This window comes from Rhodanobacter hydrolyticus (assembly GCF_044904645.1).
This window is the reverse complement of record NZ_JADIKK010000008.1, coordinates 3662053-3686289: the sequence shown is the minus strand read 5'-3', so window position 1 is coordinate 3686289 and position 24237 is coordinate 3662053. Positions and strand designations below refer to the sequence as shown.

Sequence of the window (24237 nt, the reverse complement as noted above, 5' to 3'; positions counted from 1 at the left end):
CGCACAGGGAGTGGTCGAAACAGGACCATGCAGGTTGGGGCAAACCCCAACCTGCATCAGCGGCTGCGAGGCCGGAATGTCAGTGGCACGGCCTCGCCCTTCGCACCCGCGGGAGACTTTGGCCCGCAGGCGCCACAGGTACTGCAGCCATCGCTGCAATCGCCAGTGCCTTTGCTGGGCTGCAGGCGGCGGCCCAGAATCTTCAGTACACGCGAATCATGGCGCGACAAACGCATCGAAACCGCCGCCAGCCAGCGGCTGGTGAGCTGCGGCGCCAGCTTGCGGAACACCACCAGCGCGCTGGCCGCCACGATCAGGCCGAGCACGATGTACTGAATCAGCAGGCCGGTGCTCATGCCAGCATGCTCGCGACCTGATAGACGAGGAAGGAAGCCGCGTAGGCCATCACGAACTGGTAGCCGAACGAGACAACCACGTTGCGCCACTCGCCGGTCTCGCGCTTGATGACGGCCAGCGTGGACATGCACTGCGGTGCGTAGGCGAACCACACCAGCAGCGACAACGCGGAAGCCAGCGAGACATGCGAGGCCAGAGCCGGCGCGAGCTGGCCCGCGTCGCCGCCCACCGCGTACACCGTGGCCAGTGCGGCCACCGCGGTCTCGCGCGCGGCGAAGGCGGGGATCAGCGCCAGGCTCATCTGCCAGTTGAAGCCGATCGGTGCGAACGGATACGCCAGCCAATGGCCAAGATGGCCGGCAAAGCTGTAGTCGATGGCCGGCCCGCTGGCACCCGCCGGCGGCGCGGGAAAGCTGGACAGCGCCCACATCAGCACGGTGAGCGCGAGTATCACGCCGGTCAGCCGCTTCAGGAAGATCATGCCGCGCTCGTACAGGCCGATCGCCACGTCGCGCACCTTGGGCAGGCGGTACGAAGGCAGTTCCATCAGCAGTGCATGGTCGCCCTGGTCGCGGCGGATCCGCTTCATCACCCAGCCGACCAGCATCGCGCCAACGATACCCGCAAGATAGAGCGCGAACAGCACCAGCCCCTGCAGGTTGAACAGGCCGAGCACGCGATGCGCCGGAATGAAGGCGCCGATCAGCAGCGCATACACCGGCAGGCGCGCCGAACAGGTCATCAGCGGCGCCACGAGGATGGTGGCGACGCGGTCGCGCGGATCGGTGATCGAACGCGTGCCCATGATGCCGGGGATGGCGCAGGCGAAGCTGGACAGCAGCGGGATGAAGGAGCGCCCGGTCAGCCCCACCGACACCATCAGCCGGTCCAGCAGGAAGGCCGCTCGCGGCAGGTAGCCGGATTCCTCCAGCACGAGGATGAAGAAGAACAGCACCAGGATCTCGGGCATGAAGCCCAGCACCGTGCCCAGGCCGGTGAAGATGCCATCGTTGATCAGTCCCTGCAGCGGCCCTTCCGGCAACCACGCGGCGACGTGCGCACCCAGCCAGCCGAAGCCGTCGCCGATCAGGTCGGTCATCGGCTTGCCGGCGGCATATACCGCCTGGAACACCAGGAACATCACCACCGCGAGGATGGCGAGGCCGAACGCCGGATGCAGCGCCCAGCGGTCCAGCGCATCGTCCAGCTCCGCCGTCTGGCGCGGCATGCGCACCGTGGCGGCGAGCAAGGCCCGCACGTCGGCATGCAGGTCGGCGCGGCTGGCCGCGTCGTCGGCTTGCGCAGGCGCAGCCTGCGGCAGCTCGCCGTCCACGCGCTCCACCAGCGCCTGTGCGCCGCCACGCTTTACCGCAACGGTTTCCACCACCGGGAGACCCAGGCGACGCGACAGTTCCGGCACGTCGATCTCGATGCCGCGCCGACGCGCCGCATCCATCATGTTCAAGGCCAACACCACCGGGCGACCCAGCCGCCGCACTTCCAGCAGGAAGCGCAGGTGCAGGCGCAGGTTGGTGGCATCGGCCACGCACACGATCAGGTCGGGCGGCGCCTCGCCGGGGTAGTTGCCCTCCAGCACGTCGCGGGTGATCTGCTCGTCGGGGCTGACTGCATCGAAGCTGTACGCACCCGGCAAGTCGAGTATCTGCAACATGCGCCCGGACGGCGCCAGGAAACGCCCTTCCTTGCGCTCGATGGTCACGCCGGCGTAATTGGCCACCTTCTGCCGACCGCCGGTGAGCAGGTTGAACAACGCGGTCTTGCCGCAGTTCGGATTGCCAACCAGGGCAATGCGCAGGGCGTCGGCGCTCATGCTGCCTCCGCCCGCACGCTGACCCGGTTCGCTTCCGCACGACGCAGGGCAAAGCGGGTGAAGCCGATCTGGATCAGCAACGGATCGGCTCCCAGTGGCGCCCTCGCCACCACGCGCACCGGCTCGCCATCGACGAAGCCGAGGTCGCGCAGCCGCTGCGCCACGGTGTCATTGGCGTGCGCGTCGTCCACGCGGTCCACCACGGCGGTGACACCCTTCGGCAAGTCGGACAAGCGCACGGTCAATCCGAGTACAAATAAGAATGGTTCGCATTGTAGCCACATTACGCGCGTATTGCAGGGCTTCTGCGGGGCATCCGGCCGGGGGTTGCACAACGATTTAAAATGCCGGCTTTCTCCGCAGGATCCTCCGATGGCTTCCTCCGTACGGATCACCGATCTCGCCGGCGTGCGCACGCTGGCCATGCACCGCCCCGAGGTGCACAACGCCTTCGACGACGCGCTGATCGCCGAGCTCACCGCCGCCATCGAAGACGCGGGCCGCGACCCGGCGGTGCGCGCGGTGGTGCTCACCGGCAGCGGCGCCAGCTTCTCGGCCGGTGCGGACCTCAACTGGATGCGCGGCATGGCCAAAGCCAGCGAGGCGGAGAATCGCGACGATTCGCTGCGGCTCGCGCGACTGATGCGCAGCCTGCAGTTCTGCCCCAAACCCACCCTCGCCCGCGTCAATGGCGCGGCCTACGGCGGCGGCGTGGGCCTGGTCGCCTGCTGCGACGTCGCCATCGGCACGGATGGCGCCAAGTTCGGCCTCACCGAGGTGAAGCTGGGCCTGGTGCCTGCCGTGATCTCGCCCTATGTGCTCGCCGCCATCGGCCTGCGCCAGGCACGTAAGCTGTTCCTCACCGGTGAAATATTCGATGCCGCCGAAGCACAGCGCATCGGCCTGTTGCACCAGGTCGTGGCCCCCGAAGCCTTGGACGAGGCCGTGGTCTTCGCATTGAAGCTGTTGGCCAAGGCCGGGCCCGTGGCCCTGCGCGAGGCCAAGCGACTCGCCTTCCGCGTGGAAGGGCTCGACGAAACCTGCGCCGAATCCATCGATCGTGACAACGCCGAACTGATCGCCCGCCTGCGCGTTTCACCGGAAGGCCAGGAAGGGCTCTCCGCCTTCCTGGACAAGCGCGCGCCGCAATGGGTTGCTGGCTGACCCTCATGCTGCGCTGCGCATCGGCGCAAGGCGACGCATCTGCTAGTTTTCCGAGGCTTTGCATCGCGCGCCCTGTCAAAGGCAAGCCTGCAGCCCCCCGCCATCCCGGCCTGCCCCGGAATGGCGACAAAACCAAGGCATCGCAAGGAACCCGCATGTTCGAACGCGTACTGATCGCCAACCGCGGCGAGATCGCCTGCCGCGTGATCCGCACCTGCCGGCGGCTCGGCATCCGCAGCATCGCGGTGTATTCGGAAGCGGACCGCGACGCGCAGCACGTGCGCCTAGCCGATGAGGCCTGGCCCATCGGCGGCCCGCGCCCGGCGGAATCCTACCTGCGCATCGATGCGATCCTCGAGGCCGCGAAGAAGAGCGGCGCGCAGGCCATCCATCCCGGCTACGGCTTCCTCTCCGAGAACACCGCCTTCTCCCGCGCCTGCGCCGACGCGGGCATCGTGTTCATCGGGCCGGATCCCGCGAGCATCGAGGCAATGGGTTCCAAATCCGCCGCCAAGGCATTGATGGCGAAACACGACGTGCCGCTGGTGCCCGGCTACAACGGCGACAACCAGGACAACGCCTTTCTCGCCCAGCAGGCCCATGCCGTCGGCTATCCGCTGATCATCAAGCCCTCGGCGGGCGGCGGCGGCAAGGGCATGCAGATCGTGCGCAGCGACGCGGATTTCCCCGAGGCGCTGGCCACCGCGCAGCGCGTGGCGCAAGCCGCGTTCGGCGACGCCAGCATGCTGCTGGAGCGCTACGTCGAACACCCGCGCCATATCGAGTTCCAGATCTTCGGCGACCGCCACGGCCACGTGATCCACCTCGACGAGCGCGAATGCTCGGCGCAGCGCCGCTATCAGAAGGTGCTGGAGGAAACGCCCTCGCCCTTCCTCACGCCGGAGAAGCGCGCGGCCATGGGCGCTGCCGCGGTGGCCGCCGCGAAGGCCGTAAACTACGTGGGCGCGGGCACGGTGGAGTTCATCGTGGGGCCGCAGGGTGATTTCCACTTCATGGAAATGAACACGCGCCTGCAGGTGGAGCACCCGGTCACCGAGCTCACCCACGGCATCGACCTGGTCGAATGGCAGCTGCGCATCGCGCACGGCGAGCCATTGCCATTCACGCAGGAACAGGTTGCCTCGCACGGCCATGCGATCGAGGTGCGTCTGTATGCGGAAGACCCCGAGCAGAACTTCCTGCCCGGCTCTGGCAAGTTGCACACGCTGCGCCTGCCCGCGCCTTCGCGCCACGTGCGCATCGACGGCGGCGTGGCGCAGGGCGACACGGTGACGATCTTCTACGACCCGATGATCGCCAAGCTGATCGTGTGGGATGCAGACCGCCCGCAGGCCCTGCAGCGGCTGCGCGAAGCCCTGGCCGAGTGCGAGATCGAAGGCCCGAAATCCAACATCGCCTTCCTCGAACGGCTGGTGCGCCATCCGGCGATCACCGGGGCAAGCATCGATACCGGCTACCTCGACCGTCATCTCGACGAATTCGTCATTGGCGATGAAGAACCCGATGCGCGCACGCTGTTTGCCGCCGCCGCCGCCGCCCTGCTGCATGACGAGACGCACGTCGCGGCGAACCCTGCCGATCCGCATTCCCCGTGGGCCAGCGCCGATGCATGGCGCGTGGGCCATGCGGGCAAGCGCATCGTGGCGCTGGCGCGCGGCGAGACGCGCTACGAAATCGAAGCCCACGGCCACGCAGGCGACTATCGACTGCATCATGGCGAACACGCTTGCGAAGTGCGCGGCGCACGATTCGACGGCGATGCGCTCAGCGCCCGCTTCGACGACGAAGCCGAACGCCACGCCCTGCGCAGCAGCGCACATCGCGTGCTGCTGCACGACACCCATGGCCGCCGCTGGCACCTGAGCCGCGCGGCCGCCTATGCGTGGTCATCGAAGGACAGCGCGGGCGGCAACCAGGTCGTCGCCCCCATGCCGGGTCGCATCGTGCTGGTGAAGGCCAAGCCTGGCGACCACGTCGAGGAAGGCCAGGAGCTGCTGGTGATGGAAGCCATGAAGATGGAGCTGGCCCTGAAGGCGCCGCGCGCGGGCACCATCGAAAGCGTCACCGCAAGCCAGGGCGACTTTGTCGAGGCCGACTCGGTGCTGGTGAAATTCGTCGCCTGACCGCCCTACACCTGTAGGAGCGCACCCTGTGCGCGAATGCCTTTGCTTCGATCAGGCATCAAAGCCATCGCGCACAGGGTGCGTTCCTACCTTCGGAGAACCGTGATGACCGCATCCAACCACGTCCGCATCGTCGAAGTCGGCGCCCGCGACGGCCTGCAGAACGAGAAGACCCTGTTGCCGGCCGAGGTGAAGATCGCGCTGATCGACCGTCTCTCCTCCACCGGCCTCAGGACCATCGAGGCCACCAGCTTCGTCAGCCCGAAATGGGTGCCGCAACTCGCCGACGCGACCGAGGTGTTCGCCGGCATCCGCAAGGTGCCGGGCGTGAGTTACCCGGTGCTGGTACCGAACCTGCAGGGCTACGAGCGTGCGCGCGAAGTCGGCGCCAATGAAATCGCCGTGTTCACTGCCGCCAGCGAGGCGTTCAACCGCAAGAACATCAACGCCTCCATCGACGAATCCATCGAACGCTTCATGCCCGTGCTGGAGCGTGCCAAGGCCGACGGCGTGGCGGTGCGCGGCTACGTGTCCACCGTGCTTGGTTGCCCTTACCAGGGCGACGTGCCGGTGAGCGACGTGGTGCGCGTGGCGTGGCGGCTGCACGAACTCGGCTGCTATGAAGTCTCGCTGGGCGACACCATCGGCGTCGGCACGCCGGCGAAAGCGCGCGCCATGCTGCATGCGGTGGCGCAATCCGTGCCAATCGGCGCGCTGGCGGTGCATTTCCATGACACCTACGGCCAGGCGCTGGCGAACATCCTTGCCTGCCTCGAAGAAGGTGTGCGTGTGGTGGATAGCGCGGTCTCAGGCACCGGCGGCTGCCCGTACGCCAAGGGTGCCACCGGCAACGTGGCCAGCGAGGACGTGGTGTACATGCTGCACGGCATGGGCATGGAGACCGGCGTCGATCTCGACCTGCTGGTCGCCACCGGCGCCTGGTTGGCCGCGCAGTTGCACAAGGACACCGCCAGCCGCGTGACGCGGGCGCGCACGGCGACGTAGCCTTTTCTCCTTCGCCCCCGACGGGAGAGAACCAGGCCAAGCGACGGACTCGCGGAGTGATTGCGTTTCGAAGCGCACTTCGAACTACATAACCGCAAGTCTTGGCCCCTCACCTCAATCCTCTCCCCAAAGGGGAGAGGAGGCCGACGCACCATGCGCGCTCGCACCCTGCCATGCCCCGGAGATCCGGTACGCCGACGTCCAAGCCAAACGATTGAGGTGACGGTAGGGCTGCTAAAATGGCCGTTTCGTCATCCACGGAATACCCGACATGCAACTCGATCAGGTCAAGGCGATCATCACCGGCGGCGCTTCCGGTCTCGGCCACGCGGTAGCGCAACACCTCGTCGCCCATGGCGCCAAAGTGGCGCTCTTCGACGTCAACGAGGAAAAGGGCCACGCCGCCGCCAAGGCGCTGGGCGACGTTGCTCGCTTCTACAAGACCGACGTGACCAGCGAGGACGGCGTCACCGCCAATGTCGCCGCCGCGCGCGAGGCGATGGGCGGGCTCAACGTGGTGATGAACTGCGCTGGCATCCTCGGTGCCGGCCGCGTGCTGGGCAAGGAAGGCCCGATGCCGCTTTCCACCTTCGCCAGCACCGTCATGGTGAACCTGGTCGGCAGCTTCAACGTGGCCAAGGCCGCAGCGGCACTGATGCAGCACAACGAGGCGGGCGAGGACGGCGAGCGCGGCGTAATCGTCAACACCGCTTCGGTTGCCGCCTACGAAGGCCAGATCGGGCAGGCCGCGTATTCCGCCTCCAAGGGCGGCGTGGTGGGCATGACCTTGCCGATGGCGCGCGAGCTGTCGCGCTTCGGCATCCGTGTGGCGACCATCGCGCCGGGCATTTTCTGGACTCCGATGGTGGATGGCATGCCGCCGCAGGTGCAGGAGTCGCTGTCCGCCTCGATCCCGTTCCCCTCGCGCCTCGGCAAGCCGGAGGAGTTCGCGCAGACGGTGGCTTTCATCCTCGGCAACCGCTACATCAACGGCGAGACCATCCGCCTCGACGGCGCGGTGCGCTTGCAGCCGAAGTGAGCCGTGCAGGCCGTGGACGGCCAATGCCACGGGATCCGGCCTTCGCCGTCATTCCGGCGAAAGCCGGAATCCAGCCGGGCACTCGTGTTCAGCACGCATAATCTGTTTCGAGCGCTTCGCGCTGCACATTCCACTGGATTCCGGCTTTCGACGGAATGCCGTACCTTCCATCAACCAACACCCGGTTCCAATCCATGAAAGCTTCCGACGTCAAGAAAGGCAACGTGGTCGAGCACGAAGGCATCGTCTACCAGGTGCGCGACATCGAACGCAGCTCGCCTACCGCGCGTGGCGGCAACGTCACCTTCCGCTTCACCCTGTATTCCATCCCTGGCGGTCGCAAGTTCGACCTCAGCCTGCGCGCCGACGACGACCTGAAGGAGATGGACCTGGTGCGCCGCGCCGCCAACTTCTCCTACAAGGACGGCGAGGCCTTCGTGTTCATGGACGCGGAGGATTACACCCAGTACCTGCTCGGCCCCGAACTGGTGGGCGACAACGCCGGCTACATCGTGGAAGACGTGGAAGGTTTTTACGTGCAGGTTATCGACGATGCGCCGGTCGGCCTGCAGGTGCCCACCAGCGTGGTGCTCACCGTGGTCGACACCGCGCCGGAGCTGAAGGGCGCCAGCGCCACCAAGCGCACCAAGCCGGCCAAGCTCAACACCGGCGTCGAGATCCAGGTGCCCGAATACATCACCAACGACGAGAAGGTGTGGGTGAACACGCTGACCGGCGAGTTCGCCGGACGCGCCTGACACGCAAGGACGGCGCCCGGCAAGCCGGCGCCGTCAATCCGCCTCGGGCAGCATCGCGGACAAGTCCGTCACGCCCACATCGATGCCCGACTGGCTGAGCAGGGTGGTGACCTGCCCGCGGTGGTGCGTCTGATGATTGAAGAAATGCTGCATCAGATGCCCGAACTTCCTGACGAACACCTGGCCTGAGCGGTTGCTGTAGGTCAAGGCCTGATCGTATGCATCGTTCGTCGCTTCCGCGCAGAGCCGCACGATCGTTTCATCCATGTCGCGACGCGCCTCGCGCAATGGGTCGAATTCGGGGTACAGGACCTCCGCTAGCGAGTACGGATGCGGCAAGCCACGCACTCGATCGAGCGAACGAAACACCGCTGGATGATCGGCGAACCGCTTCAGCCAGATGGTGTCGGCCACCAACAGGTGGTTGAGCGTGCCGAACACCGAACCGAAGAACGCACCCCGATCTTCATGCATGGCCGCCGCGTCCAGCCGCGACGCGGCGGCGTAAAGCTTGTCATTCATCCACCGGTTGTATCCGGCCATCAGTTCGAACTGGTTCTTGAGCGACATGGTCATGGCATGGCCGTAGTGTGTCACCGATGGTAGCGAAACAATGCGCCGGCACGAAAGTTTCAAACGGCTTAGGGCAGAATCCCGATACCCCCGCAATATCCAGATCCCATGCCCAACCGCGGCTATTCCCTGCGCGCACAATTCGTCGAAACCCTGACGCTGTTCAAGCGGCCGGAGGTGCCGCTGTGGGTGGTCCTGCGCAATACGATGGCGGTGGTCCTGCCCCTGGCCGTCGGGCTGGCCACGGGTTATCCCGAGGTCGGCCTCGGCGTGAGCGCAGGCGCACTGGACACGATGTTCTCCGACCAGCCAGGCCCCTACCGCCAACGCATGCGCTGGTTGCTGCTGGCGACGCTGGTAGCGGGGGTGGCTGCGCTGCTGGGCTTCACCATCGGCGGCCAGTTGCTGCCGATGCTGTTGATCACCGCCGTGTTCGGCTTCTGTGGCGGCATGCTGGTGGTGTTCGGCACGGACGCGGCGCGCGTGGGCATGACCAGCATGATCCTGCTGGTGATCGCCGCCGCCACGCCGATCTCGCCCAGAAATGCCCTGCTCGCCTCCGGCCTGATTGCCTGCGGCGGACTGCTGCTCACCCTGTTCGCCGTAGCCGCATGGCCGTTGCAACGCTATCGTCCGGAGCGCCATGCGCTGGCCGGCGTGTACGCGGGCCTCGCCATGTTGGCACGCCAACCGGGTGACGACGAAAACGCGAATCCCGCGCTCACCGACGCCATGACTTCGTTGCAGCACACCCTGCTCGGCCGCTATCGCGCGCACGGTCGCGCGATGGAAGCATTCGCCGTACTGCTGGAACTGGCCGAACGCATCCGGCTGGAATTGACGGCGATTTCCGCGCTGTATGCCGATCCCGCTCCGCACGCACGCTACCGTGATGACGCCGCGCACGTGCTGGACGCCATCGCGCGCGCACTGGAAACCGCAGAGCCGCCGCAACAAGCAGAGCAAGCGCTGCAAACCTTGCGTAGCGATGCCCGCACCGCGCCGGCCGGGCTGGTTCCGCATCTGCGCGCACTGGATGGCCAACTGGCCGCCGCCGTGCGCAATGCAAACTGGGCGGGCAGTCGTGGCGAACTGCGCGCCGCGGCTGCGGAAACGCAACTGCCGCGCACCTTGCAAAGCAGCTCGGCATGGGCCGTACTGCGCGCCAACCTTACGCCACGCTCGGTAGCCTTCCGCCATGCGATACGCACGGCGGCCTGCCTCAGCACGGCGCTGCTGGTATCCCGCCTGCTCAATCTGCCGCACGGCTACTGGTTGCCGATGACCACGGCCATCGTGCTGCGCGCCGACTTCGCCGCCACCTTTAACTTCGGCCTGCTGCGCGTGGTGGGCACGGTGCTCGGACTCGTGCTGACCACGGCCCTGCTGCGTCTCACGCCGGCCTCGCCATGGGCGCATCTCGCGCTGATGGCGCTGCTGTGCATGGCGTTCCGCTGGCTGGCCAATGCGCACTACGGCATCGCCGTGGCCGCGCTCACCGGTACCGTGGTGATCCTGCTCTCGTACGAAGGCGTCAACTCGGGCGTGGCGGTGACCGACCGCGTCGTCAACACGGTGCTGGGCTGCGGCATGGCGATGGCCACCTACCTCATGTGGCCGACCTGGGAACGCGTACGCGCCCGCTTCGCGCTTGCCGAAATGCTGGACGCCTACGCCGGCTACCTGCACGCACTTGCCATGCCGGAGCAGCGCGAGGCGCAGCGCGAGACGCGCAGTCTGGCGCGTACCGCGCGCAGCAATGCGGCCGCCTCGCTCGAACGCATGCGCACCGAACCGGCCACGCCGCAGGCATTGCTGGAACTGGCGCGCGCGCTGTTCGCCAACGGCAACCGGCTGGCACGCACGGCGATGGCGCTGGAGGCGCTGGGCGGCGATCCGTCGCCACGCCCCGCCGCCGTCAACGACTTTGTCGTCGCCTGCGCCCATGCCACACAATCCATCGCCGATGCCCTGCGCGAACGGCACGCGCCCGAAAGCGCGCCGGACCTGCGCGCCCTGCAGCAATCGCTGCCCGGCGCGCTGGCGCAAGTCGGCGATCCGTCAACCAACGAAGCACTGCTCCAGATTAGCGACCGGTTGGCCAACAACATCAATACGCTTGCTCATGTGCTCAAGCGCGCGCAGGCAGCCTCCGCGAATGCGTAATTGGCCGTCCGGCGCCGTCTGGCCGCATCTCTCAATGCTGTGTGCGCCGATAAACCGATGCGATAACATGGCGAGGGCCAACCATCCCCGCGCGGGCCACCTGCCATGAATGTTTCAAGCATCTACGGTACCCAATGGCAATCCGCGAGCGGCCTGGTCACATCCGGCTATGCGCAGTACCAAAAGCAGCCTGTCGGATCGCAAGTCGTTCCCGCCGCAGCCGCGTCGAGCATCACCACTGAACATGCCGGCCAGATGGCTGCCGCCATTGCCGCGGCAATGGCGCAACTGGGGCTGACGGCCTCGCCAGGCCAGACCGCAAACGGCACCACGCCGGCGCAAGGCAATACCTCGGCCACCGTCCTGCCCGGATCGCGGCAGGTGCGGCAGTACAAAGACATGGCATCGACCTTCTCCAGCCTGGCCCGGGCATTGGAATCCAGTGCAAGCGGCACTTCGGCCGCCGCCAGCCAGCCCAGCGGCCTGACCTCGACGTTCCAGAACCTCTGGACTTCGCTGGGCGCGACACCGGGAACATCGACCGGCTCTTCGGGCGCCCCTGCCATCCCTAGCCTGCCCGCGTTCCTGCAATCGCTGGCAAGCAACTTTGGCGAAAGCGGCATTTCGGGATTGCGCGGAGTCTTTGTCGACACCGTGGCCTGAAACGGCAAAATGAAAGCCGGGGTTGGGATCGCTTCCGGCCTGCTTTCCAAAAGCGCGCTATGGTCGCGACTTATCCGCCCAATTCGCGCTGTAACCAGGCACGCGCCAACCGCCATTCGCGTTGCACGGTGCTGCTGGATATCTCCATCGCCATGGCGATCTGCTCCACGCTCATGCCCATGAAGAACCGCATCGCCACAATGTCCGCCTGGCGGCGATCCAGCGTGGCCAGCATGTCCAGGCATTCGACCAGGGCGCCGTAGTCCACGCCGTCGGACAATTCCATGGAGATTTCGGTGAGCTGCAGTCGGTCCGCTTCCTGCGGCCGCTTGGCGGCGTTGCGTCGGCGCGCCGAGTCCACCAGCACTTCGCGCATCGCGCGTGCCGCCACGCCCAGCAGGTGCCGGCGGCTCGCCCAATCCGGCGGCTGCGAACCACCGAAGACCTTGAGGTAAGCCTCGTTGACCAGAGCCGTGGCGCTCAAGGTGCGCTCCATCTGCTCGCCACTCAATTGCGCGCGCGCTATGCCGCGCAGGGCGTCGTACATCTGGCGCAGCGCCTCGTTCAGCGCTGCCGGGTCACCGGCCTGTGCGTCATGCAGCAGTCGGGTCACCTCGACCGTATCGTTCAATGCTTCGCTCCCGTTTCGCGGAGCACCTTTGCGGCGCCGCCAGCCGCCGAATCGTGACACGTCGGCGGTGACGAATCGACTACCGGGCCGGTTGCCGTCGCCTGGCAATTGTCGCTACCTGACGTCGTACCGCGTGCTCGCCCGGCGAGATCGGCCACGGCCACGGCGCCGTTGCGCGCCTGCCGCAGCTTGGCGTCCAGCAATGTCGCCTCGACCACGCCCGGGCCGCTGGGCCCAGCCTTGCCCGCACGGTTGAACGCCAGCAGTTGCGCCAACCATTGCCCCGCCCGGTCCATTTGCCGGTCGAGCAAGGCGGCTTCGCCAAGACCCGCCAGCGTGCCGGCCCAGGCTTCGGGCATCTCGCGTGGCCCTTGCGTGCCCATCTGCGCCATCGCCGCACCGAAATCCCGGGTGGCCGACGCTGCGTCGTCGCGCGCCAGATCCGCCTGACCCAGCGCGATCAAGGCATTGACGCGATTTTCCCTCGCCCACGGCAAGCCGGTGAGCGCGCGCTGGTCGAGCCGCTCCAACTGCGGCTGCAGCAGGGCGGTGGCATCGGCCGCGCGTCCTAACCCCACGTAAACCTTCGCCAGCCCGGTCAGTGTGTACAGTTCGAAATCGGGCGACACCTGCGCGAAGGACCGCGCCAGCTTCACCGAACGCTCCAACGCGTCGCACGCATCCGGCAAGTCACCGGCCTGCATCAGCGCCATGCCGAAATAGGTGAGCATGCCGGACATGCTGGGTCCGACCGAACCAACCTGCCTGTCGTAGTCGGCAATGGAGCGGCGGAACAATTGCATCGCGCCGGCAGGGTCGCGCCGCATCGAGACCAGCGCCAGCACGAAGCGGTAGTAGACCAGCGCCGGATCGTCCTTGGCATAGAGGTGCCGGGCCTCCCCCAACGCAGCCTGAGCACTGGCGATCGAGCCGGCGTCGTCGTCCATCGCGGCTTGCGCCATTGCCAGCACGGCCTGCGCCTGCAAATGCAGTTCGCGATCCGACGACGGAGCCGCATCAAGCTGGGCGAGAATCTGGCGCGTCTCGCGCACAATGGCCTCCGGCGTGGCGCCTGGGCCGCCCAGCTCGTTGTACAGCAAGTTGATGCGCACCCGCAGGATTTCGTCGGCGTGATCGCCGGGCGCCTGTGCCAACAGGTTGATAGCGGCGCGATCCAGGGGAATCGCCGTGTTCAGATTCATCACCGTCGAATAGGCGCGGCCCAAGGCGGCCAGCACCTGCCCCCGCTCCAGTGGAGCGGCATCGTAAAAAGTCTGCAGCTTGCGCGCTTCCGCCAGCAACGGAATCGCCTGACCGCCCAGCCCCAGCTGGTTGTAGGAACGCCCCATCGACAGCAGCAGGCTGACCCGCACCGGTGCCGCGATGTCGTGCCGTGACATCAGGGTGGCCGCACCGCGATCGAGCACCTCGCGCACCGTGATGTTGCTGCCGTGCGCATGCGTGGGGTCGGCGTTTTCGAACAGGTTTTGCAGGAACCCGGCGATGGCCGCCGTCTTGTCGCGTTCCAGCTCCAACCGTCGCAGCTGCTGCATGCGCTGCACCGCGAAGCCGGCCAGCAACGCCAGGACCAGCATCGCCGCACCGACACCCACCGCATGGCGGCGCAGGTAGAGCCGTGCGCGATACCAGGCCGCACCGTGCCGGGCGCGCACCGGCCGTGCCGCCAGGAAGCGTTGCAGATCATCGGCCAGCGCATCCACGCCGGCATAACGATCGCATGGGTCGCGCCGCAACGCCTTCATCACGATGGCGTCGAGGTCCGCCGACACCTCGCGCCGCAGCGGCGTGGCACTCCCGGACTGGCGCAGGCGCCGGCTTGGCGGCAGCAGCTTGCCGGTGTCGATGGCCAGCGACAGGCTCACCGGAGAAATTTCCTCCGCGTCGCCGAACGGGCGCATGCCGCAAACCAGCTGGTACAGCACCACGCCAAGGGACCAGACGTCGGCACTGGTGCCCAGCGGTCGGCCGCGCAATTGCTCGGGGCTGGCGTAAGCCAGCGTCAGGGTGCGCATGTCGGTGCGGGTCTGCACGGCAGCCACGCCGCCAACGTGGTCGAGCAGCCTGGCGATGCCGAAATCCAGCAGCTTCGGCTCGCCTTCGTCGGTCACCAGGATATTGCTCGGCTTGAGGTCGCGGTGGATCACCAGACGCTGGTGCGCGTAATGCACCGCCGCGCATACCTTGAGGAACAGCGCCACCCGCTCGCGCAACGGCAACTGCCGGTGCTCGCACCAGCGGTCGATACGCTCGCCCTGCACGTATTCCAGCGCCAGGAACGAACGGCCGTCGCTGGTGGTGCCCCCATCGATCAGGTGTGCGATGTTGGGATGGTTGAGCGTGGCGAGGATGCGACGCTCCTCCGCGAAACGCTTCAGCGGCTCGCGCCCAGGAACACCCTTGGTGTGCAGGAGCTTGATCGCCACCTGCTGGCGCAGCTCGTCCGGCGTGCCCTCGCCGAGCGAACGCTCGGCGAGATACACCACGCCGCCGCCGCCTTCGCCCAACTGGCGCAGGATGCGATAGCCGCTGCTGCTGGCAGCGGTGTTGACCGTGGAGCCGATGACTGCGGACGCCACAGCCAACCGCGGCAACGTGGTACCCACCGTCGCCTCGGCAGCCTCCAGCATCCAGCGCACTTCTTTGCGCAGCACCTCGTCGTCGCCGCAGTTCGCGGTGACATACTGCTCACGCTCCGCTTCAACCAGATCCAACGCCGCCAATGCGATCGGTTTCGCGCGGAGGTAGCGTGTTCGGCATTCCTCGTTCACGGGTTCCCCCTGTGGCCCCCAGCGCATTTTCCGTGATGCGCCTCACAGAATTGAAATTATAGGCCTTCCCGAAACCGCCGCGCATGTGCCAGGAACGATGTGCACCCGCCGCACGACGCCCACGCCCCAAGGCCCTAAACTTGGTGGATGCTCAAGATCGACACTCACGCGCACATCCTGCCCAAGGACTGGCCCAACCTTGCCGCCAAGTTCGGCGACGAACGCTTCCCGGTGATGACCCATACCGACGGCCGGCATCGCATCTACAAGGACGGCAAGTTCTTTCGGGAAGTGTGGGACTCGGCCTTCGACGCGAATATGCGCATCGCCGACTACGCCCGTTTCGGCGTGGACGTGCAGGTGATCTCCACCGTGCCGGTGCTGTTTTCGTACTGGGCCCCGGGGTACCAGGCACTGGAGCTGCACCGGCACCTCAACGACCACATGGCCGGCATGTGCCGCGACTACCCGCGCCACTACGCCGGCATCGGCACCGTGCCGCTGCAGGCGCCCGACCTCGCCGTACGCGAGCTGGAGCGCTGCATCGACGAGCTCGGCCTGCAGGGCGTGCAGATCGGCTCGCACTGCAACGACTGGAACCTCGACGCGCCCGAGCTGTTCCCGTTTTTCGAGGCCGCCGCCGACCTAGGCGCCGCGGTGCTGGTGCATCCCTGGGACATGATGGGCATGGCCAGCATGCCCAAATACTGGCTGCCGTGGCTGGTGGGTATGCCTGCCGAGCAGGCGCGTGCCGCTTGCTGCCTCGCCTTCGGCGGCGTGCTGGAGCGGCTGCCGAAACTGCGCGTGATGCTGGCCCACGGCGGCGGCAGCTTCCCGTGGACGATCGGCCGCATCGAGCATGGCTTCAAGATGCGACCCGACCTGGTGGCCACGGACAATCCGCGCAACCCGCGCGAATACCTCAAACGTTTCTACTACGACTCCTGCGTGCACGACGACCAGGCGTTGCGCTGGTTGCTGCATGTGACGGGCGTCCGCCAGGTGATGCTGGGCACCGATTATCCTTTCCCGTTGGGTGAACAGGAGCCAGGCGAAAGCATCGAGGCCCTGGGGCTGGGGGATGCCGACCGTGCCCGCCTGTTCCATGGCACTGCGCTGGAATGGCTGGGCCTGCCCATGCACCGCTTCGCACCCGATACCACTGTCTAGAATCTGTTCATGACCTTAGGACTCCGCATGGATTTTCCGCGTACCGCCATCGCCGCCGTCGTGCTCGCCATCGGCCTGCTTGCCTCCACGCCGGCACCGGCCGCCGACGTCAGCATGGCCAACGGCAGTGTGAACTTCAGCACGCCGGATGGCTGGATGGAGATACTCGAAACCGACGGCGACCCGGAGGTGCGCGCATTCGAAGTGCCCGACCCTTCGCCCACCGGGCAGGCCGTGCTGGCGCGCGTCACGGTGACCGTGACGCAGATAGCCGGCGTCGACGGCTTCCAGGCCTACCAGAACCAGGCCACCGCCAAGGCAACGATGCTGCCCAGCTACAAGGCCGTCAACACGACCGACCCGCTCAACGTCAGCTACACCGCACAGGAAGCCGGCGTTGCCTCCAGCTACCGCGAGCGCTACTGGTTCAAGGACGGCCATGCGATCCAGCTGCGCTGCGTGCGCCCCCAGCAAAGCCAGGCGGGCGCCGCGTGGATCGCTGCCTTTGACCGCGGCTGCGATGCCATCGCCGCGCGGCTGAAATAACCGCTCGGCAGGATCGCGCCCAACACACGATTGCCTTATGCCTTGATCGAAGCGCAAAGCCATCGCGTGCAGAAAGCGTTACGGCAACAGACACACGTTACGCGGGAACCCCGATGTCCGATTACCAAGCCAGCGCCGCCTGGGCGCAAGCCGCCGATGCTGCCGATCCGCTGCGCGCGTTCCGCGACGAATTCCTGATACCGCCGCACGAAGGCGGCGACAGCACTTATTTTTGCGGCAATTCGCTGGGCTTGCAGCCGCGTGTTGTACGCACCGCGCTCGCGGCAGAACTGGATGACTGGGCCGCACTGGGCGTGGAGGGCCACTTCAAGGGCCGCCTGCCATGGATGGACTACCACGAATTCGTGCGCGACCACCTGGCCGAAGTCGTGGGAGCCAGACCTTCCGAGGTGGTGGCGATGAACACGCTGGGCGTGAACCTGCACCTGATGATGGTGAGCTTCTACCGCCCCACTCCCGAGCGGGCCGCCATCCTGATGGAAGCGGGTGCTTTTCCCACCGACCGCTATGCGCTGGAATCGCAGATCCGCTTCCACGGCTTCGATCCGGCGGAAGCGCTGATCGAACTGCAGGCCGACGAGTCGAACGGCACGTTGTCGATGGCTGCCATCGAACGCGCGCTGGCTCAGCACGGCTCGCGCATCGCCCTGGTGATGCTGCCCGGCGTGCAATACCGCACCGGCCAGGCCTTCGACCTCAAGGCCATCACCGAACTCGGCCACCGGCACGGTTGCGTGGTGGGCTTCGATCTCGCCCACGCGGTAGGCAACCTACCGATCCAATTGCACGACAGCGGCGCCGACTTTGCGATCTGGTGCAGCTACAAGTACCTCAACAGCGGCCCTGGCGCGGTGGGCGGCGCCTTCGTGCACGAGCGCCACGCGCATGCGGCGCTGCCACGCTTCGCCGGCTGGTGGGGCCACGACAAGACCACCCGCTTCCGCATGGGCCCCGAATTCGTGCCCACGCCCGGCGCCGACGGCTGGCAGCTGTCCAACCCGCCGATCCTCGCGCTGGCTCCGCTGCGCGTGTCGCTGGAAATCTTCCATCGCGCCGGCATGGCGAGACTGCGCGAGAAGTCGCTCAAGCTCACCGGCTACCTGGAGTGGCTGGTGCAGACGCAGCTCGCCGATGCGCTGGAAGTGCTCACGCCCGCCGATCCCGCGCGCCGAGGCTCACAGCTTTCCATCCGGGTGCGCGGCGGTCGCGAGCGTGGCCGCGCGCTGTTCGAATACCTGATGGAACACGGCGTGATCGGCGATTGGCGCGAACCCGACGTCATCCGCATCTCGCCCGCGCCGCTGTACAACCGCTTCGCGGATTGCCTGAGGTTCGCGGAAGTGGTGCGCGACTGGCAGCAGGCTGGCTGATGCTCTATCGCGTCCGTGCCGTGAGAGCCCGTTCGCGAGCTCCTCATGGCCTGCGCCACAAGCTGTTTGCGCGCGGACCTAAGGAAGAGCGAAGGGGTGGCCGTCCGTCCACGACTGAGTGATGACGCAGGGATGCGCGCAATCAGACGCGGCCCTGCGGATTGCCTTGCCGTGGCCCACGGGTAGATCATGGACAGGCTCTGGGAGCGTAACCAGGCAGGCGGATTACTCGGGGGCAGCCATGGAAAGGAAGATCACCGGCGAGAACATCCGCTTCGGCGTCGTTTCATTCGTCCTGCTGCTGGTGACCCACGCCATCGCCTATCTTACCCACGAGTACTCCCATTCGCTGACGGCATGGAGCCTCGGCTGGATGAGCAAGCCGTTCGGGATCGACTACGGACACCCGACGCTCTACAACTTCCTCTTCCTCGACGACGTCGGCGACAACGTCAACTATCCGCCGATATTCGCCAGTGGGCACGGGCTCGATGCCGCGCTTATCGCCCTCGCCGGTCCCTTTGTCGGCAATGGGCTGGCGTACTTCATCGTCTACGGCCTGATCCGGCGAACGGCCGTCGGAACAAACCGTCCCGGCATCGCGTTCGCCTACTGGTTCTCCCTGATGTGCGCCGGCAACGTATGGGGCTACGTCCCGCTTAGGGCGATCACCACGCACGCCGACATCGCGCTCGCTGCCGAAGGCCTGCATGTGTCCGTGTGGGCGTTGTTCCCGTTCGTCGCCGCGCCTTCGCTCTACATCGTCCAGCACTTCTTCCGCAGGACGTTCCCGCTCTGCCAGCAAAAAATCACCGGCGGTTGCGGCAACAACTTCATCGTCCTGGTGACATTGACTGCCTTCTGGTTCTTCTCGTTCTTTGGCGGCGACGGCGTCAGCGGAAACTACGGGCTTGTTTCCCAACTACTCTGCATCACGTCGAAATACCTGCTGGTCCCCTTCTGCACGCTGTATCTGATGTCCCGCTACTACGGCTCTTATCAGTCCGGTCAGTCTGGCCGCGCACAAGTCGCGACGGAGCGTGTCCCCTGACGCGCGCCGCCGCGAGCACTTCGCCAAAACCCGCGCACCAACGGGTACGCGCAACAGAGGAGGCGCGTCGGCACATCGCTCAAGAAATTGCCCACCCGGCAGGCCGCACGCAACCTCACGCCAAGCGGCCATCCTAAGCAATACGGCCACCAGCTCGATTCGGGCGTGCCTACAAGCGCTCCGCCAACGGATACAGTTCCCTGTTCTCCCGCTGCACGCGCTGGTGCAGCGCCTTGAACACTTCGTTGGCGTCGTCCCTGAAACCTTGCGGGTCCGCGGCAATCTTGTTGGCCAATGCCCAGCGTGTGGCAAACGCCATGTAGGTGGTGGCCAATCCGCCCATCTCTTCCTGGAATCTCTGCCCGGTTTGCGCAATCGCCGGATCGGCCGCCCTCATCAGGGCCGGGTAGAGCATCCGGTCTTCCGCAGCAAGGTGCAGCTTGATCGCCGAACTCATTGCCGACAGTTGCCGATGTATCGCCTCGGCGTGCTCCTTGCATCCCTGCTGTACCAGCTCACGCAGAAGTGTCACAGCCGAAAGCAAGTCCACGTGCTCCTTCTTGAACCTTTCAATATCCACGCTGCGTCTCCCCCGTTGGCTACATGAGGCTTACCGCCATTGATATCGGCGGCCATGCCGCTTTCCTTGATGGTCCAAAAGGTTGCCCGAAACCATCTGCGCGAGCTCGGCATCGCAATCGCCCCCTTGGCACCCGTGCCCAGAGATTTCGAGCAAGATCCTACGCCGCGCCGGCTGCAAGCAACCCTTGCGCAAAGTCACGCACATAATCAAGGAAGCGTGTCTGCACACCGTTCAACGGGCTGTCCGGCCGATAGACGGCACGCAGGGTGACGTCGAGTTCCAGTTTCAGCGGGCGTGTCTGCAAGGGCTCCTTGCTGCATCGCGCGGTGAAGGGGTCCACCAGCGCCAGGCCGCCACCGCGCGCAACCAGCGAGCAGGCCAGCTGGTAGGTCTGCACCCAGACGTGTGCACGCGGGGCGGGTTCGACCTCGGCAAGGTGGCCGTGCAGCATGTTACCCATCGCGTCCTGCACCGTGATGCCGATCATCGGCTGGCCGGCAAGCGCGCTGATCGGCAATGGCTTCGCAAGGTCGCGTTGCGGCCACCAGCCCGGCGGTGCGATCACCATGATATTGCCGTCGCACAGTGGTTGCTGCACCAGCCCGTGATGGCTCATGTCCTGCAGGGTGAGTCCGATGTCGCTTTCGCGCAGCATCAGCGACTCGCACATCGCCGCCGAGTGCTGGGTATACAGCTCGATGCTGGTGTCCGGGTAGACCTTGCCCAGCCGCGCGATCGCGTCGGGCACCAGGGTCTGCGCCAGGGTGGGCGTGCAGGTCACCCGCAACGGATGGCTCTCGGGCCGGGTGATGTTGGCCGAGAGGCGCTGCAGGTCATACATCTCCTGCATGATGCGGTCGATGTGATGACGCATCAGCAAGGCCTGCTGGGTGGGGTGCAGGCGACCGCGCACCCGGCTGAACAGTGGAAAGCCCAGGTGGTTTTCGGCCTGCTGCAGAGCCTTGCTCGCGGCGGGCTGCGAGATGTTCAGCAGGTTCGCCGCGCCGGTCAGACTACCGGTGCTCAATACGGCATGGAACAACTCGATGTAGCGCAGTCGCATCTCACTCCCCGTCCCGCTTCCGGCATGCTCCGTTCGAGTGCAACACATAACGTTTTTGCAGGCAAACTGCATGCAGGTTGCATGCAGACTACGCGACACCTACAACCGCCGGTTATGCCATCTGCCCGTCTTTTCATTGGCGACGCACATCGGCCGCTGACTATGCTCGCCGCACCGCGAGAGGCGGAAGTCCACAAACTCTGGAGCGAGTGCCCACATGTCGAACCAAGGTGCAGAAACCGCAGTCCGCTGGGGGCCGCCGTACCTGTTGTATCTGGGCAGCGCCGTCGACGATCTGTCGATCAAGACTGCGCGCGGCCTGGCGTTCTGGCGGTCGGAGCATTGCCTCGGGCAGCATCGGCGCCCTGATTGCAAAGTGACCCTGGAGCTGCCTGAGCTCGGCTTTGTCCAGGCCAAAGCCATGGGCGCCGACACCATGGTGATCGGCGCGGCGAACGCGGGCGGCGTGATGGGCCCCGAGATCGTCGCCGATGCCGTTGCCGCCCTGGACGCCGGACTCAACGTGGTCTCCGGCCTGCACCACAAGCTGCGCGACAACGCCGACATCGTGGCCGCTGCGCACCGGAACGGCCGCGCGCTGTTCGATGCACGCGCAGCCGGCCCGAACATCCCGGTAGGCAACGGCAAGCCGCGCGCGGGCCGGCGCCTGCTGACAGTGGGCACGGACTGCTCGGTCGGCAAGATGTACACCACGCTGGCACTGGAGCGCTCAATGCGCGCGCGTGGCCATGCCGCGGATTTCCGCGCCACCGGACAGACCGGCATCCTGATCGCCGGCGCAGGCATCCCGGTGGATGCCGTGGTGGCGGACTTCATCTCCGGTGCCGCCGAAGCGATTTCGCCCGCGCGCGACGACAACGGCTGGGATCTGATCGAAGGCCAGGGCTCGCTGTTCCATCCGTCCTTCGCCGGGGTGTCGCTGGGTCTGCTGCACGGTTCGCAACCCGACGCCATCGTGCTCTGCCACGAGCCGACGCGGCGGCACATGCGCGGACTGTCGCACTACCCGCTCCCGGATCTGGTGGCCTGCATGGAAGCCAACCTTGCCGCCGCGCGGCTGACCAACCCCGCCGTGCAGCCCGTGGGCATCGCCTTGAACACCTCGAAGATGCCTGCACAGGATGCGCAGGCTGCGTGCGAACGGGTCGCCGCACTGTTCGGGCTGCCCTGCCAGGATCCGGTCACCATGGGTGTCGAAGCCATCGTGGACAACCTCGTCGCGTGCTTCCCCGATTGAACATCCGGCATAGTGGCCCTTTCGTGGCCTGATCGCCGCCCGGGACAACCCAGCGTGCTGACCCTCGATTCGATCCAGACCCTGGCCTGCGGCGGCGTGTTCCTGCTGGCCGGTTACATGATCCGGCGGCGCGTGCCGCTGTTGATGCGCTTCAGCATTCCGGCACCCGTGATCGGCGGCCTGCTGGTGGCGCTGTTCATGCTCGCGTGCAGGCACTGGAACGTCACGCCCTTGCGCTTCGACACGGCGTGGCAGCAACCGCTGATGATCGCGTTCTTCACCGGCATCGGCTTCAACGCCAGCGCAAGCCTGCTCAAGATCGGCGGCCGCCAGATCCTGCTGTTTCTCGCTCTGGCCAGCGTGCTGGCGATCGCGCAGAACTTCCTGGGCATCGCCATCGCCAAGGCCTTCGGCCTGCCGCCGCTGTTCGGCGTGATCACCGGCTCGGTCACGCTGGCGGGCGGACCCGCCACCGGGATGGCTTTCGCGCCGCTGTTCGAAAAGGTGGGCGTGCACGGTGCGCAAAGCGTGGCGCTGGCCAACGCAATGGCCGGTATCGTACTCGGCTCCATTTTCGGTTCGCCCATCGCGGCGATGCTGATCGAGCGCTTCAACTTGCGCCCGGCCATTGCAGTTGGCGACATCAGCGCGGACGCGCCTGCGACGATCACGTCCGCCGAACCCGAGCGCGTCATCGACCCGGCCTACGCAGGACTGAAGACCCTGGTGTTCATGCTGCTGGCGATGGGCATCGGCGCGTGGATCAGCGGCGGCCTGAACCGGCTCGGCGTGACCCTGCCAAGCTACATCGGTGCCATGCTGGTCGGGGCGGTGATCCGCAACATCGACGACGCCTTGGGCTGGTTTGGCCTGTCGACGCGCGGCATGGAGCTGATCGGCAACACCGCGCTGTCGCTGTTCCTCGTCGTGGCGCTGATGAACCTGCACCTGTGGGACCTGGCCGGACTGGCGCTGCCGCTGCTGGCGAACCTGGCGGTGCAATCGGTCCTGGTGCTGGCGTTCTGCTGCTGGCCGCTGCTGCAGCTGATGGGACGCGACTACGACGCTGCCGTGATGGCGAGTGGTTTCACCGGCTTCATGCTGGGTACTACGGCGAACGCGGTGGCTTGCATGAGCGCGCTGACGGAGCGCTATGGTCCGGCACCGCGGGCGTTTCTGGTGGCGCCGGTGGTGGGGGCATTCCTGATCGATTTCACCAACGCGATCATCATTACGGGGTTCGTCAACGGGTGGCATTGATGGGCGAGACTTGGGCTTTGCGCCTTGGCGCTTGAAGCTTCGAGTCTCGATCTCCGAGCGCCGGGCTCTGAGCTTTGAACTCCAAGTTCGACGCTCAGAACCCCAGTTCCGAGCTTCGAGCTTCGATAACGGAATCGACTGCCCCCTAATTCGCAAGGGACAAAGCGGTTTCGGTCGCCTGCCGGCGCCCGAGTCCCTTCTCTTTGCTGGCCCACGCCGTCGCAGGAGCGATGGCGAACGGCGGGGCCGGCCCGAAGGGCGAAGAGCAGGATGCCCGAAGTCAAGAGAAGTGACCCAGAGAAAGGGCCTAGTTCAATCCGCCGGAACTACGAGCAGGCTGTGTCGAGGAGGTTGGAACCACTCACGGCGACACGTCCTGCACAGCCGCCACACCTCGCCGTATCTGGGAACTGAGAGCTGGATCCTGGGCCGCTTCGCTCTGCATGTCTTGCTCGTCATTCCGGCGCAGGCCGGAATGACGAGCAGAGACGCTGGTACCTCGCCCCGCTTTAGCTTGGCTCTGCTTTGGTTTGATTCTGCTCTGGCCGTTGCTTCTGCGCGCTGGGAGCGCGCTGCTCTTCGGGGCCCCTATGCAGCGGTGAGGTGGGGACGATCAGGCCGCGCAGCGGGCGAGTCCAAGGATGGACTCGCCTGTTCGACCGGGCAGGAAGCCCGGCCGAAAAGCCCGGCCACGCCTCACGCACTCGCAGGGCAGGATGCCCGGAGAGCGCCGCATCGAGGTGCCCTTTTCTCTTGGCTACTTCTCTTTTGGGCACGCAAAAGAGAAGTAGCTCG

General features: G+C 66.2%; 21 protein-coding genes. 13 read left to right on the top strand and 8 right to left on the bottom strand.

What is annotated here, in order from left to right; genetic code table 11:
* Positions 1-56: 56 nt before the first annotated feature.
* Genes ISP25_RS19180 through ISP25_RS19170 form a run of 3 tightly spaced genes read right to left on the bottom strand, consistent with a single transcriptional unit; the run spans position 57 to position 2427 of the window.
* Positions 57-356 carry a DUF6587 family protein gene (locus tag ISP25_RS19180; RefSeq protein ID WP_404616018.1) on the bottom strand — a complete coding sequence of 100 codons (300 nt, stop codon included), beginning with the start codon at positions 354-356 and terminating at the stop codon, positions 57-59.
* Positions 353-2188, bottom strand: a complete 1836-nt coding sequence (gene feoB / locus ISP25_RS19175) for a ferrous iron transporter B (protein ID WP_404616017.1) — start codon at positions 2186-2188, stop codon at positions 353-355. The genes ISP25_RS19180 and feoB overlap by 4 nt, the downstream gene beginning before the upstream one ends.
* Positions 2185-2427 (bottom strand): FeoA domain-containing protein, encoded by a 243-nt coding sequence (locus ISP25_RS19170; protein WP_192156515.1) that lies wholly within the window; start codon positions 2425-2427, stop codon positions 2185-2187. Before ISP25_RS19170 ends, feoB begins: the two co-directional genes overlap by 4 nt.
* A gap of 133 nt (positions 2428-2560) precedes the next feature.
* On the opposite strand from ISP25_RS19170, the gene ISP25_RS19165 reads away from it, so the two are divergent.
* The 5 genes from ISP25_RS19165 (at position 2561) to efpL (ending at position 8298) form a co-directional block, all read left to right on the top strand.
* Entirely contained in the window at positions 2561-3352 is a 792-nt protein-coding gene (locus ISP25_RS19165) for an enoyl-CoA hydratase-related protein (protein WP_404616016.1), read from the top strand.
* A gap of 155 nt (positions 3353-3507) precedes the next feature.
* Positions 3508-5496, top strand: a complete 1989-nt coding sequence (locus ISP25_RS19160; RefSeq protein ID WP_404616015.1) for an acetyl/propionyl/methylcrotonyl-CoA carboxylase subunit alpha — start codon at positions 3508-3510, stop codon at positions 5494-5496.
* A gap of 105 nt (positions 5497-5601) precedes the next feature.
* The gene (locus ISP25_RS19155; RefSeq protein ID WP_404616014.1) at positions 5602-6501 is read left to right on the top strand and encodes a hydroxymethylglutaryl-CoA lyase; all 900 of its coding nucleotides are present in this window, start codon (positions 5602-5604) and stop codon (positions 6499-6501) included.
* 271 nt (positions 6502-6772) lie between these two features.
* A complete protein-coding gene (locus ISP25_RS19150; protein WP_404616013.1) occupies positions 6773-7540 on the top strand; it encodes an SDR family NAD(P)-dependent oxidoreductase in 768 nt (255 codons plus the stop codon).
* Between the two features lie 194 nt (positions 7541-7734).
* Positions 7735-8298, top strand: a complete 564-nt coding sequence (efpL, locus tag ISP25_RS19145; RefSeq protein WP_192156524.1) for an elongation factor P-like protein EfpL — start codon at positions 7735-7737, stop codon at positions 8296-8298.
* Positions 8299-8331: 33 nt separating this feature from the next.
* Here the strand turns inward: efpL and ISP25_RS19140 are convergent, their stop codons facing one another.
* Complete coding sequence (locus ISP25_RS19140; RefSeq protein WP_404616012.1) at positions 8332-8874, bottom strand: DinB family protein; 543 nt, start codon at positions 8872-8874, stop codon at positions 8332-8334.
* Between the two features lie 105 nt (positions 8875-8979).
* On the opposite strand from ISP25_RS19140, the gene ISP25_RS19135 reads away from it, so the two are divergent.
* The gene (locus tag ISP25_RS19135; protein WP_404616011.1) at positions 8980-11037 is read left to right on the top strand and encodes an FUSC family protein; all 2058 of its coding nucleotides are present in this window, start codon (positions 8980-8982) and stop codon (positions 11035-11037) included.
* 105 nt (positions 11038-11142) lie between these two features.
* Positions 11143-11700, top strand: coding sequence for a hypothetical protein (locus tag ISP25_RS19130; protein WP_404616010.1), 558 nt, complete (start codon positions 11143-11145; stop codon positions 11698-11700).
* 70 nt (positions 11701-11770) lie between these two features.
* Here the strand turns inward: ISP25_RS19130 and ISP25_RS19125 are convergent, their stop codons facing one another.
* Positions 11771-12331, bottom strand: a complete 561-nt coding sequence (locus ISP25_RS19125) for an ECF-type sigma factor (RefSeq protein WP_192156530.1) — start codon at positions 12329-12331, stop codon at positions 11771-11773.
* On the bottom strand, positions 12328-15120 hold the full coding sequence (locus tag ISP25_RS19120) for a serine/threonine-protein kinase (RefSeq protein WP_404616009.1): 2793 nt from the start codon (positions 15118-15120) through the stop codon (positions 12328-12330). Before ISP25_RS19120 ends, ISP25_RS19125 begins: the two co-directional genes overlap by 4 nt.
* Before the next feature lie 147 nt (positions 15121-15267).
* Here ISP25_RS19120 and ISP25_RS19115 point away from each other — a divergent pair, with 147 nt between their 5' ends.
* The 4 genes from ISP25_RS19115 to ISP25_RS19100 all read left to right on the top strand — a co-directional run bounded on the left by ISP25_RS19115 (position 15268) and on the right by ISP25_RS19100 (position 19278).
* On the top strand, positions 15268-16290 hold the full coding sequence (locus tag ISP25_RS19115; RefSeq protein WP_192156534.1) for an amidohydrolase family protein: 1023 nt from the start codon (positions 15268-15270) through the stop codon (positions 16288-16290).
* 9 nt (positions 16291-16299) lie between these two features.
* A complete protein-coding gene (locus ISP25_RS19110; protein WP_404616008.1) occupies positions 16300-16836 on the top strand; it encodes a hypothetical protein in 537 nt (178 codons plus the stop codon).
* 113 nt (positions 16837-16949) lie between these two features.
* Positions 16950-18227 carry a kynureninase gene (kynU, locus tag ISP25_RS19105; RefSeq protein ID WP_404616007.1) on the top strand — a complete coding sequence of 426 codons (1278 nt, stop codon included), beginning with the start codon at positions 16950-16952 and terminating at the stop codon, positions 18225-18227.
* Positions 18228-18468: 241 nt separating this feature from the next.
* Entirely contained in the window at positions 18469-19278 is an 810-nt protein-coding gene (locus ISP25_RS19100; RefSeq protein WP_404616006.1) for a hypothetical protein, read from the top strand.
* 169 nt (positions 19279-19447) lie between these two features.
* On the opposite strand, the gene ISP25_RS19095 is transcribed toward ISP25_RS19100, so the two are convergent.
* Both ISP25_RS19095 and ISP25_RS19090 read right to left on the bottom strand, forming a co-directional pair.
* Positions 19448-19858, bottom strand: coding sequence for a hemerythrin domain-containing protein (locus ISP25_RS19095; RefSeq protein ID WP_404616005.1), 411 nt, complete (start codon positions 19856-19858; stop codon positions 19448-19450).
* 160 nt (positions 19859-20018) lie between these two features.
* Positions 20019-20924, bottom strand: coding sequence for a LysR family transcriptional regulator (locus ISP25_RS19090; protein ID WP_192156541.1), 906 nt, complete (start codon positions 20922-20924; stop codon positions 20019-20021).
* A 217-nt stretch (positions 20925-21141) separates the two neighbouring features.
* Between ISP25_RS19090 and dgcN the strand changes: the two genes are divergently transcribed.
* Both dgcN and gltS read left to right on the top strand, forming a co-directional pair.
* Positions 21142-22182, top strand: a complete 1041-nt coding sequence (gene dgcN / locus ISP25_RS19085) for an N-acetyltransferase DgcN (RefSeq protein WP_404616004.1) — start codon at positions 21142-21144, stop codon at positions 22180-22182.
* 54 nt (positions 22183-22236) lie between these two features.
* A complete protein-coding gene (gene gltS, locus ISP25_RS19080; protein ID WP_404616003.1) occupies positions 22237-23442 on the top strand; it encodes a sodium/glutamate symporter in 1206 nt (401 codons plus the stop codon).
* Positions 23443-24237: the final 795 nt, after the last annotated feature.

What these genes read in the sequence shown, in the direction of transcription:
- ISP25_RS19155 (WP_404616014.1), top strand. Translation starts at nt 5,602, where the DNA reads ATGACCGCATCCAACCACGTCCGCATCGTCGAAGTCGGCGCCCGCGAC.
- efpL (WP_192156524.1), top strand. Translation starts at nt 7,735, where the DNA reads ATGAAAGCTTCCGACGTCAAGAAAGGCAACGTGGTCGAGCACGAAGGC.
- kynU (WP_404616007.1), top strand. Translation starts at nt 16,950, where the DNA reads ATGTCCGATTACCAAGCCAGCGCCGCCTGGGCGCAAGCCGCCGATGCT.
- ISP25_RS19130 (WP_404616010.1), top strand. Translation starts at nt 11,143, where the DNA reads ATGAATGTTTCAAGCATCTACGGTACCCAATGGCAATCCGCGAGCGGC.
- ISP25_RS19100 (WP_404616006.1), top strand. Translation starts at nt 18,469, where the DNA reads ATGGAAAGGAAGATCACCGGCGAGAACATCCGCTTCGGCGTCGTTTCA.
- ISP25_RS19150 (WP_404616013.1), top strand. Translation starts at nt 6,773, where the DNA reads ATGCAACTCGATCAGGTCAAGGCGATCATCACCGGCGGCGCTTCCGGT.
- ISP25_RS19165 (WP_404616016.1), top strand. Translation starts at nt 2,561, where the DNA reads ATGGCTTCCTCCGTACGGATCACCGATCTCGCCGGCGTGCGCACGCTG.
- ISP25_RS19110 (WP_404616008.1), top strand. Translation starts at nt 16,300, where the DNA reads ATGACCTTAGGACTCCGCATGGATTTTCCGCGTACCGCCATCGCCGCC.
- ISP25_RS19135 (WP_404616011.1), top strand. Translation starts at nt 8,980, where the DNA reads ATGCCCAACCGCGGCTATTCCCTGCGCGCACAATTCGTCGAAACCCTG.
- ISP25_RS19115 (WP_192156534.1), top strand. Translation starts at nt 15,268, where the DNA reads ATGCTCAAGATCGACACTCACGCGCACATCCTGCCCAAGGACTGGCCC.
- ISP25_RS19090 (WP_192156541.1), bottom strand. Translation starts at nt 20,924, where the DNA reads ATGCGACTGCGCTACATCGAGTTGTTCCATGCCGTATTGAGCACCGGT.
- ISP25_RS19180 (WP_404616018.1), bottom strand. Translation starts at nt 356, where the DNA reads ATGAGCACCGGCCTGCTGATTCAGTACATCGTGCTCGGCCTGATCGTG.
- dgcN (WP_404616004.1), top strand. Translation starts at nt 21,142, where the DNA reads ATGTCGAACCAAGGTGCAGAAACCGCAGTCCGCTGGGGGCCGCCGTAC.
- ISP25_RS19140 (WP_404616012.1), bottom strand. Translation starts at nt 8,874, where the DNA reads ATGACCATGTCGCTCAAGAACCAGTTCGAACTGATGGCCGGATACAAC.
- ISP25_RS19160 (WP_404616015.1), top strand. Translation starts at nt 3,508, where the DNA reads ATGTTCGAACGCGTACTGATCGCCAACCGCGGCGAGATCGCCTGCCGC.
- feoB (WP_404616017.1), bottom strand. Translation starts at nt 2,188, where the DNA reads ATGAGCGCCGACGCCCTGCGCATTGCCCTGGTTGGCAATCCGAACTGC.